The sequence below is a fragment of the Acinetobacter sp. genome, assembly GCF_036659555.1.
GTDB lineage: Bacteria > Pseudomonadota > Gammaproteobacteria > Pseudomonadales > Moraxellaceae > Acinetobacter.
In genome coordinates this window covers 1-10701 of the sequence record NZ_JAVXCI010000101.1, presented here as the reverse complement: position 1 = coordinate 10701, position 10701 = coordinate 1, and the positions used below count along the sequence as shown (strand labels likewise).

The 10701-nt window shown below is 47.9% G+C and carries 10 protein-coding genes; 7 read left to right on the top strand and 3 right to left on the bottom strand.

Features of this window, described 5'->3' with window-relative positions; genetic code table 11:
* Window positions 1-376 precede the first annotated feature (376 nt).
* The 5 genes from glnL to RSA72_RS12430 all read left to right on the top strand — a co-directional run bounded on the left by glnL (window position 377) and on the right by RSA72_RS12430 (window position 5000).
* The gene (gene glnL / locus RSA72_RS12450; protein WP_332622583.1) at window positions 377-1486 is read left to right on the top strand and encodes a nitrogen regulation protein NR(II); all 1110 of its coding nucleotides are present in this window, start codon (window positions 377-379) and stop codon (window positions 1484-1486) included.
* A complete protein-coding gene (glnG, locus tag RSA72_RS12445) occupies window positions 1473-2951 on the top strand; it encodes a nitrogen regulation protein NR(I) (protein ID WP_332622581.1) in 1479 nt (492 codons plus the stop codon). Before glnL ends, glnG begins: the two co-directional genes overlap by 14 nt.
* 535 nt (window positions 2952-3486) lie before the next feature.
* Window positions 3487-3711: a hypothetical protein gene (locus RSA72_RS12440; protein ID WP_332622579.1), complete on the top strand. Its 225-nt coding sequence runs from the start codon at window positions 3487-3489 to the stop codon at window positions 3709-3711.
* Between the two features lie 141 nt (window positions 3712-3852).
* Complete coding sequence (locus tag RSA72_RS12435) at window positions 3853-4107, top strand: hypothetical protein (protein ID WP_332622578.1); 255 nt, start codon at window positions 3853-3855, stop codon at window positions 4105-4107.
* A gap of 353 nt (window positions 4108-4460) precedes the next feature.
* Entirely contained in the window at window positions 4461-5000 is a 540-nt protein-coding gene (locus RSA72_RS12430; protein WP_332622576.1) for a lecithin retinol acyltransferase family protein, read from the top strand.
* Between the two features lie 69 nt (window positions 5001-5069).
* Here the strand turns inward: RSA72_RS12430 and RSA72_RS12425 are convergent, their stop codons facing one another.
* Window positions 5070-5981: a bestrophin family protein gene (locus RSA72_RS12425; RefSeq protein WP_332622574.1), complete on the bottom strand. Its 912-nt coding sequence runs from the start codon at window positions 5979-5981 to the stop codon at window positions 5070-5072.
* A gap of 132 nt (window positions 5982-6113) precedes the next feature.
* Window positions 6114-7838, bottom strand: coding sequence for a glutamine--tRNA ligase/YqeY domain fusion protein (locus RSA72_RS12420; protein WP_332622572.1), 1725 nt, complete (start codon window positions 7836-7838; stop codon window positions 6114-6116).
* Between the two features lie 235 nt (window positions 7839-8073).
* On the opposite strand from RSA72_RS12420, the gene RSA72_RS12415 reads away from it, so the two are divergent.
* Together RSA72_RS12415 and RSA72_RS12410 are read left to right on the top strand one after the other, a co-directional pair.
* The gene (locus tag RSA72_RS12415) at window positions 8074-8583 is read left to right on the top strand and encodes a peptidylprolyl isomerase (protein WP_332633256.1); all 510 of its coding nucleotides are present in this window, start codon (window positions 8074-8076) and stop codon (window positions 8581-8583) included.
* A gap of 90 nt (window positions 8584-8673) precedes the next feature.
* Window positions 8674-9393 carry a UDP-2,3-diacylglucosamine diphosphatase gene (locus RSA72_RS12410; RefSeq protein WP_332633258.1) on the top strand — a complete coding sequence of 240 codons (720 nt, stop codon included), beginning with the start codon at window positions 8674-8676 and terminating at the stop codon, window positions 9391-9393.
* A gap of 17 nt (window positions 9394-9410) precedes the next feature.
* Here the strand turns inward: RSA72_RS12410 and RSA72_RS12405 are convergent, their stop codons facing one another.
* Window positions 9411-10124 carry an MgtC/SapB family protein gene (locus RSA72_RS12405; RefSeq protein ID WP_332624755.1) on the bottom strand — a complete coding sequence of 238 codons (714 nt, stop codon included), beginning with the start codon at window positions 10122-10124 and terminating at the stop codon, window positions 9411-9413.
* Window positions 10125-10701 lie beyond the last annotated feature (577 nt).

Here is a 10701-nt window from a genome sequence, read left to right as displayed (position 1 = left end):
CTAAAGAAACAAAACCGACTTTGGGGGACTTCATGAATCTGCGCTCCACTAGAATCCGCGTATTGTATGTCTTTTCGATTCATAAAAACAGGTGGCAAAGCCACTCTTTGCATAACGCACTAAAATAACGCTATAAATTCATCCAGAAAATTACCGCTGCACCATTTTAGAACATTTGCTGTTTACAGGCTGCCCTGAATCGGCTATACACGTTTAACAAAGACCACTTTCAGCGCACTTTATTTAACCAGCATCAGAACTGAGTGCTTTTCCCAAGAGTTGGCGTGCATTTTGCATCATATCAGGCCTTATTACATTAAACAGACCGCTTTATGCAGATGCCATTGCGCTATTTTAATACAGGGAAGCACCGCTAATGGATCATCCTATGACTATCGATTACCGCTTACTGGTTGACAATTTAACCACTGCCATTTTACTGGTCGATAGTGATTTGAATATTTTCTACCTTAACTCAGCCTGTGAAGCCTTATTTGACATCAGCCTGCTCCGCGCCTCAGGCATGCCGGTTTTAAACCTGCTGCATATGCCGGATGATGAATTCAACACCGAAGAAGCGCTGAAAAACACCCTGCTCTCTGGACAGCACTATACGCGCCGCGAAGCTACAATCAACGTCAACTTTAAAGACATTCATGTCGATTACACCGCCTCGCAGCTGAATTCAGGCAAGCCCTATCACCCGCTGCTGCTGATTGAGCTGAATCAGATTGACCGCATGCTGAAAATCTCCAAAGAAGAAAACCTGATTCAGCAGCACCAAGTGGCGCGCCAGCTGATCCGCGGCGTTGCGCATGAAATCAAAAACCCGCTTGGCGGCATCCGCGGCGCCACGCAGCTTTTGGCGCGCAGCCTGAATGACCCGAAATACAGCGAATTTACCGACATTATCATCAGTGAAGTCGACCGCCTGCGCAATTTAGCCGATACCATGCTCGGTTCGCGCCAGCTGCCAAGCTATGAGCCGGTCAATGTGCATGAGCCGCTGGAACGCGTCCGAGCGCTGATTGTCAATCAAACCAAAAAGAAAATTAAAATTACCCGCGACTATGACCTGTCCCTGCCCGACGTCATGGCGGACCGCGACCAGCTGATTCAAGTCATGCTGAACATCAGCGTCAACGCCGTGCAGGCCATGACCGAGAATAAAGAATTCTTCAGCGAGCATCAGCCGGAACTTATTTTAAGAACCCGCATTCAGCGCTTAGTCACCATTAATGGCGTGCTGCAGCGCTCTGCCGTCCGCATTGAAATAGAGGACAATGGCCCCGGCGTGCCGGAAGACATTCTGGAATCAATATTCTATCCGCTGGTGACGGGCCGCGCCAAAGGCACAGGCTTAGGATTAAGCATTGCGCAAAATATTATGCATCAGCATAACGGAATGATTGTATGCCAGTCAGTTCCCGGAAAAACAGTATTCAGCTTATATTTACCTTGGGAGTCAGACCATGCCGCGAAATAAAATATGGGTCATTGATGATGACCGCGCCATGCGATGGGTGCTGGAAAAAACCTTCAAAGAAGAAGGTTTCGATGTCACCAGTTTTGAAGAAGCCCAATCCGCGCTGGATCAGCTCAGCACCGATGCGCCGGATGTCATTTTAACCGACATCCGCATGCCGGGCATTGATGGCCTGACGTTCTTAGGCAAAGTCAAAGGCAATTATCCAGACCTGCCTGTCATTATTATGACAGCGCATTCAGATCTGGAGTCTGCTGTTTCCAGCTATCAGACTGGCGCATTTGAATATCTGCCTAAACCGTTTGATATTGATGAAGCGCTGGCTTTGGTAAACCGCGCGATTCTGCATATTACCAAACTGCAGCAGCAGGAATCCGCCAAAACCGCGATGCCGATTCAGTCCACAGAAATCATTGGCGAATCTCCTGCCATGCAGGAAGTTTTCCGCGCCATTGGCCGCCTGTCGCAGTCGCACATTACCGTGCTGATTAACGGCGAATCCGGCACCGGCAAAGAACTGGTTGCGCACGCCCTGCACCGCCATTCGCCGCGCAGCAGCAAGCCGTTTATTGCGCTGAATATGGCTGCCATCCCCAAAGACCTGATTGAAACCGAACTGTTCGGGCATGAAAAAGGCGCATTTACCGGCGCCAACACTCAGCGCCAGGGCCGTTTTGAACAGGCCAACGGCGGCACGCTGTTTCTGGATGAAATTGGCGATATGCCGTTTGAAACCCAGACCCGCCTGCTGCGCGTATTGGCGGATGGCGAGTTCTACCGTGTAGGCGGCCATATTCCCGTCAAGGTTGATGTGCGCATTGTGGCCGCAACGCATCAGGACTTGGAAAAGCTGGTGCATGAAGGCCGCTTCCGCGAAGACCTGTATCACCGCCTGAACGTGATCCGCATTCATATTCCTAAGCTGGCGCACCGCAGCGAAGACATTCCAATGCTGGCGCAGCACTTCCTCGCGCGCGCCGGCAAAGAGCTGAGCGTCAGCCCGAAAATCCTGCGCCCGGAAACTCAGGAATACATGCAGAAGCTGCCTTGGCAAGGCAACGTGCGCCAGCTGGAAAATACCTGCCGCTGGCTGACCGTGATGATTACCGGCCGTGAAGTTTATCCTGAAGACCTGCCTTCAGAACTGAAGCAGATTCCAATTCAGCAAAATGGCGACAATGCGCAGGCAGCAAACGGCATCGAGCGCATTTCCAGCCACCACTGGGATGAGCTGCTGGGCCAATGGGCCGTGCAGAAGCTGAAAAACGGCGAGATGAAGATCCTTGACATTGCCACGCCAATGTTTGAACGCACGCTGATTAACGCCGCGCTGCAGCAGACCCGCGGACGCAAGCGCCACGCCGCTGAACTTTTAGGCTGGGGCCGCAACACCTTGACCCGCAAGCTGAAAGAACTGGGCATGGACAGCGCCGATGACGAAGTTGAAGAAGAAGCCGAAAGCTGATTCAGCCTGCTGAATTTCACACCAAAGCCAGTCAATTGCTAAATTGGCTGGCTTTTTCTTTTTTAAATTCTAGATATTGCGTGATACGCAGAAGCGTCATCCGCAACCTGAACAAAAACAAAGCACTGCTTTGTTTGCAGTGCAAGGCGAAGCAGCTTCAAATAAAAGCACTGCTTTTGCTCGAAGCGCAAGGCGAAGCTGCAAAAACAAAATATTGTTTTGTTTACAGCGCGAGGCAGAACGGTAGTCTTTAAAATGCTAAAACTCCGCTTTGAATGGCCAAAAAACCTTAAAGATTTCATTGCAAAATTCATTAACGGATCAGCAAGGCGCTTTTTACTTACCCTAAGACGAGCAATTGAAAATAAACAACTTCATTTTTGCAAGCGCCGCAGGCGCATATTATTCCACTGATCAGCATCTATTCGATCGGAAAAATTTGAGTCTGATTGATGCTTTTATCACTTTCGCAGGCTTGCATTATTCAGCAGTTTGGTTATATTTCGTTCTATGTTAGGCTGCAGATGAAGACTCTATGAGTTTTTGGCAAAAACTGTTCTCAAATGAACAGGAAAACGAGCATAAAAACCAAATTGCTTGCGTTGAAAATGATTGCTCTTGTAAAACCAATGAACAGCTTCTCCAAGCGCTGGCGAAGGCGACTGATGAAGATGTCATTATCGGCATTAAGAAAATTCTCGTATCTCGGGGCTACAGCCGCAGAGAGCTGAATGAACTTCAGCATCTGCCGCTTCAATAGCAGATAAAAAGGCATTCGGACAACTGAATGCCTTTTTTTATAATAAAAACAGTATTTTATATTTTTAAGCAGCAGCATTTCCGCTATGCTGAAGATCAATCAAAATCTCAGCATCATGATTCAATAATTAAAGGCAAGAAAATGAACAAAATTTTATTAACTTCAGGGGCAGCATTCATCTTTACATTAACATTAAGCGCCTGCAGCCAAGTTCCCAAAGAATGCGCCGAATCTTGGGAAAAAATGGAAAAGCTGTCTAAAAAGATGGGCATGCCGGCTGATCAGATTAAAATTCATAAAAAAGAGTTCGAAGACAATATTAAGGGCCTGTCTAAGGAAGAAGCCATTAAGGCCTGCACAATGCAAAGCACTTTCCTGAATATGGCGGAGCGCTGAAAACTGTATGCTGCGGTTAAGCATTTCAGCCGAAAGGCAGAAAATTTATGCGCTTAAGCTTTAGCGCTCGCACTGCCTCATTTTTCCTTGAAAAGTTTGAATGCGCTTTGCGCAGGCGAAACTCTGCTTTGGAAAGATTCACTGCTCATAAAAACCGGAAAAACGTCTTTTGCTGACTATACACGGCGCCCTGAGCCTGTTTTAAGCGCTGCTTTAAAATGCAGCGCAAGGATGGGCAGCAAGGCTTTGCATAGATCACCGCAGCGGCAGCGGCCAAACAGTCGATTAATTCACAGAAACGCAGTACACTAGGCTATAAAAATACATTTGTAACTTTATTGGTTAACGTATACATGCAGCAGCAGAGACCACGGATTCCTTTAGGGGCGCATTTAATCATTAAGCATTTCGCTTATAGCCACCATGGAATTTATGCAGGACGAGGCCGAGTAATTCATTACTCCGGATTTGCTCATCTATTTAAAAAGCATCCGATTGAAATCACCTCTTTGCAGAATTTCTGCCGCGGCAAACAATTTATCATCCAGCATTACGCATCGCCTAAATTTACCGGGCGCAAGGCTGTCCGCCGGATGCGTTCCCGCATGCATGAGAACAACTATCATCTGATTATCAATAATTGCGAGCATCTATGCACATGGGCCATTACCGGGTTTGAAAGTAGCCCGCAGGTCTTCCGCATGATGAACCGGCTGACAACCATAGGCTATGTCAGCTCCGCTATGAGCTTTATGAACAGCATCTTCCTCACCGTGACCACCACCAGCTTTGCTTTGGCCCTGTATATTAAAAAGAAGCTCAGGGATAAAGCCAAGCAGCGCCTGGCCGGCTATCCGCTGTTCAGTGAGCAGGACACCAAGAACCCTTCCTGATTGCTGAAAAAAAGCCAGCGCGAGCTACGGTGCAGGAATTGCTTTTTGACGCTGAGTCCAGCCTTAGCCTTAGAGAAGGTTGCCTTTATGCGCAGCAATCAACGGTGGCAATTCCGCACCCAATGAGCACAGCATTTCCCGCTCAATATTGCGCACAATCGAATCTAAGGCCAAATCATTTTCCTGCACGCCAAACGGCTCTTCCAGTTCTGCGCTGAGCGCATCCAGGCCTAAAAATAGATAGGCGATCAGCGCGACAATCACCGGCGTCCAAATGCCTAAGCTGGACGCCAAGCTGAACGGCAGAATAAAGCAGAATGAATACACGGCGCGGTGCAGCAGCACCGAATAGGAAAATGGCAGCGGTGTAGAGGAAATCCGGTCACAGCCGGCATGAATATCGCCAAGCGCAACGGTGTGCTTGGTCAATGCGCTGTAGATAATGTCAGTGATCTGGCCCTGCTTATACAAGCCGGCCAAATCTTTCTGCACGATTTCCAGCAGATACTGCGGCGCATTCATATGCCCCGGCAAAGTCTGCCACTGCTGGTCCGTCAGCTGCACATGCGGCCGGTACTGATCAAAAGGATAAGCCTTCTTGCGCAGGCGGTCGCGCAGCAGGTGCGTAAACAGCATCACGCGGTACATCATCACTTGGCGCGGCTCAGCCTCCAGCACATGCGTATCACGGATGATATGCCGCGTATCCGCAATTAAAGCGCCCCACAGCTTGCGCCCTTCCCACCAGCGGTCATAGCAGGCCGTGTTCCTAAAGCTCAGGAAGATCGACAGAATCACCCCGAAAATGGTAAAGCCAATAGCCGGAACCTCAGGCACCGAAACATAGTGGCGCGCAGCCATATACACCAGCGCCGCTGAAATCAGCACCACCACCATCAGCGCAGGAAAAACTTTAGGCAGAATAGTGCCGCGCCAAGCGAACAGCAGTGCAAAACTATTGGTTTTATCTCGAATAATCACGGCAGGCCCCTTATTAAATATGCATAAAAAAGCCCAACCGGAGTTGAGCTTTCAGCGCCCAATTCAGCATAACGGCATTCGGCTTGAATGCCAATATTTTGCTGAATTAAGCAGGCAATGCTTCAGCCGGCTTTATTTGCCCGGCTTAAAGCTGTCTTTCAAGTCTAAAATGCGGTTGAATACCGGTTTTTCTGCCGTATGGTCGTACTGGTCTGCAACAAAGTAACCTTCACGCTCAAACTGGAAGCGGTCTTCCGGCTGCGCTTGCGCCAAGGCCGGCTCAATGACCGCCTGAAGCACTTGCAATGATTCAGGGTTCAAGTTCGCCAGGAAGTCATCGCCCACTTCCGGGTCAGACTCAGTGAATAAGCGGTCGTAAATGCGCACTTCAGCAGCAATGCCTTTTTCCGCAGACACCCAGTGAATTACACCTTTAACTTTACGGCCTTCAGGGTTTTTGCCTAAAGTTTCAGGGTCGATTGAACATTTCAGCTCAACCACTTCACCGCTGGCATCTTTAACCACTTCATTACACTTAATGACATAAGCATGGCGCAGGCGCACTTCGCCATCCGGAATCAGGCGCTTAAAGCCTTTCGGCGCAACTTCTTCAAAGTCCTTGCGGTCAATGTAGATTTCAGAGGTTAAAGGAATCACCCGCTCGCCCATGTCTACGTTTGGATGGCGCGCATGCGCCAGATCCATCGCTTCAGGCAAGTTGGTTAAAGTCACTTTCAGCGGATTCAGCACAGCCATGCCGCGGGCTGCGGTGTTTTCCAATGACTGGCGGATGCAGTATTCCAGCATTGCCACATCGACAATGCCGTCAGATTTAGATACGCCGACACGCTTGCAGAAATCACGCAGGCCTTCAGGCGTAAAACCGCGGCGGCGCATGCCGACTACGGTTGGCATGCGCGGATCATCCCAGCCATTGACATGATTGCCTTCAACCAATTTGCGCAGTTTGCGCTTAGAAGTAATGGTGTAGTCAATATTTAAACGGCTGGATTCGTACTGGCGCGGCACAGCTGGCGAATGAACTTTTTCAACCACCCAGTCATAGAATGGACGGTGATCCTGAAATTCCAGCGTGCATAAAGAATGCGTAATGCCTTCAATGGCGTCTGACAGCGGATGCGCATAGTCATACATTGGATACATCTTCCATTTATCACCGGTCTGGTGATGCTCAGAATGCAGCACGCGGTACAGGATCGGATCACGCATATGCACGTTTGGAGACGCCATATCAATTTTAGCGCGAAGCACAGCTTCACCTTCGCCAAAACCGCCATTATTCATTTTTTCAAAGCGCGCAAGGTTTTCTTCTATAGAGGTATTGCGGTGCGGCGAGTTTTTGCCCGGCTCAATAAAGTTGCCGCGGTTCAGGCGGATTTCTTCAGGCGTCTGCAAATCGACATAGGCATCGCCCTGCTTAATCAATTGAATCGCCCAGGCATGCAGCTGGTCAAAATAGCTGGATGCATAGCGCGGTTCGCCATTCCAGCTGAAGCCCAGCCATTTCACATCATTGGCAATGCCATCGACATATTCCTGCTCTTCCGCATCCGGGTTTGTGTCGTCAAAACGCAGGTTGCATAAGCCGTCAAATTCATTGGCGATGCCAAAGTTCAGGCAGATTGCCTTAACGTGACCAATATGCAGATAGCCATTCGGCTCCGGCGGGAAACGCGTCACCACTTTTTGTGTACGGCCAGCCGCCAAATCTTCAGTAATGACTTGGCGCACAAAGTCTAAGCCCGGCTGTTGTTCTTGCTGCGCAGCATCGACAGGGGCATTGTTACTTGGTGTCGGGTTTTTAGGCAGTGTTGAAACAACATCATTCGGCTTCATAGTTCTAAAATCACTTTTATGCAAAAAAATTCAGGATAAATGGGGCTTGTCTAAGCGGCTTAATTTTAGCTTAGAACGCTGTTGGATTATGAATAATTAACAGCCCTTTAAACGCTATTTGACCTTTTTAACAAAGAAAATAGCGTTTTTGCTTGCCTTGTAGTTTACAGTTTGCTTATGCTTCTCACAACCAAAAAACCCATGGCTTTGATGTCCATGATTAGGAGATTACACAATGAGTTTTCCTCAAGTCGAATTAAACACCAATAAAGGTCGTATTGTTCTTGAACTTAACAGTGAAAAAGCGCCAATTACTGTTGCTAACTTCTTAGAATACGTTCGTGACGGTTTCTATGACGGCGTAATTTTCCACCGCGTGATCGACGGCTTCATGATCCAAGGCGGCGGCATGGATGAAAACTTCAAAGAAAAAGCTACACGCGATGCGATTGAAAATGAAGCAGACAACGGCCTAAAAAATGATTTAGGCACCATTGCAATGGCGCGCACTCAAGCGCCGCATTCTGCATCTGCTCAATTCTTCATTAACGTGGGCAACAATGCATTCCTGAACCACTCTGGCAAAACAGCGCAAGGCTGGGGCTACGCTGTATTCGGCAAAGTCACTGAAGGCTTAGACATCGTTAATGAAATTAAAGGCGTCCGTACCGGCAACCGCGGCTACCACGCTGATGTTCCTTTAGAAAACGTTGTGATTGAATCTGCTAAAATCATTTCTGAGTAAGAATCCCTCCTAACCTCCCTTTAGAAAAGGGAGGAAAGTCCCTCTTTTTAAAGAGGGATTTAGGGAGATTAAGTTAAAGTGGATAATTCTGTGACCTATCTGTTTATCGCTGATTTACATTTGTCACCAGATCACCCTCGGCTTGTCCGGGGGTTTTTAGATTTATTGCGCCATTATCAAGATAAAAACACCCAGCTGTATATTTTAGGCGACTGGTTCAATGCCTGGATTGGCGATGACTACTCTGCTCCTTGGCTGGATGAAGTGATTAGCGCATTAAAGCAGTTTACAGATGCCGGCTGCCAGGTTTACTTTTTAGCAGGCAACCGCGACTTTGCCCTCGGTCAGAAATTTCTAAAAAAATTCAATGGCATATTGCTGAGTGATGTTGAAACCTTAAGCATTGCCAGCTTAAAGATCCGCCTTGAACACGGCGACTTGCTCTGCACCGATGATGTTTCTTACCAAAAATTCCGCAAAGTTATCCGCAATCCGCTGCTTTTAGGCCTGTTAAAGAAAACCCCTCTCAGCTTCCGCCAGAAGCTTGCCAGCGGCTTCCGCAAAAAAAGCCGTGAAGCCAATCAGGTCAAAAGCTACGAAGTGATGGATGTTAATCAAGATGCCGTTAAAGTCGCATTAAGCAATGCTGATTTACTGATTCACGGCCATACCCACCGCCCGAAAATTCATGACGTGCATGGCAAGCCGAGAATTGTCCTCGGCGACTGGCGCGAGCATGAAGCGCAGATTTTAGAAATTTCAGAAAATACCGCAGTGTCTGGATGCGCCTTGAAAACGTGGCGCTACTAGCCTGAGCTGCAAACGCATCACGCCATGCTGTTTTTATCCCAATAGGCATGCCTGACTTCGGGCATATCATTCAGCAGCTGAATGATTTCCTTGGTATGAATAGAATCAATTGAGGTTGCAATTAAGGCCGCTGCAATTTCCACGTCCTCTTCGCCAAAAGGCTCGACATCTACATCCTGCGGCGGATAGTTGTATAAAGCCAGCAATTCATGCAACTTATCCATGACCTCTTTGCTGAACTGGCGGCCGCAGATGATATAAATCACATTGAGGACTTCCGCATCATCATCTAAGGGCCAGCGGTCAATCGCATGACCAATTGGACGCAGCAGCGTATTCGCAGCCAGAATAAATCCTGTGGCAAGGAATGCTTCAATAATTAAATCAGCGCCGGCGGCGGCCCCAACCGCGGCGGAGCACCATAAAGTCGCAGCTGTATTCAGCCCCTGTATATTTCCTTCCTCCCGCATAATCACGCCTGCGCCTAAAAAGCCGATGCCTGACACCACATAGGCAATCACACGGACTGCGCCATCGGTGCCGTGCAAGGTAATCGCAATATCCACAAAAATTGCCGCACCCAAAGCCACTAAAACATTTGTTCTTAAGCCTGCTGTACGCTGCCGGTACTGGCGTTCAAAGCCAATTAAGCCCCCCAGTATAAAAGCTGCCGTCAGGCTTAAAAAACTGTCAAAGAAATTGTCACTGTGCAGATTTTCCATAAATTTCATCAGATTCACCGCCAATCGCAATGCTTAATATAAGATTTTCTTATCATTTGAATATTCCCTGTTCATCACTATAAATCTAATCACTTAAAATTCAATACCTCAGGATTTAAACCGGCAGTTTTAGAAAATTGTGGCTCAGCTGCTGCTAAAAGCGCAGCAATCATCGGCTGCGAATAACATCGGAGAGGCTACTGCAACTAATACAGCTAAATTCTAAAGTCTGTATTACGAATAATTTCCTATAAAAGATGATTTCACGAGGTTTTAGCCGCATTAACTATTTTCAGAAATTAACAATAGCGCTTGCACTGCCTCATTTTTCCTTTAGAAATTTAGATGCCTTTGCGCAGGCAAGTCCCGACTTTGGAAAGACCCAAAGTCGGCAAAAGTCTTTTGTTGCCCATACACGGCATCCTGAGCCAGTTTTAAGCACTGCTTTAAAATGCAGCGCAAGGATGGGCAACGTGCGGCATCCATGCCGCACTCGCGTATCCAACATTTATTTGACGCAAGGGTCTAGAAAACTCGAAGCTGAAGGGATTTTCGCGGAGTCGTTTAAAAAAACTTAGCCATTATA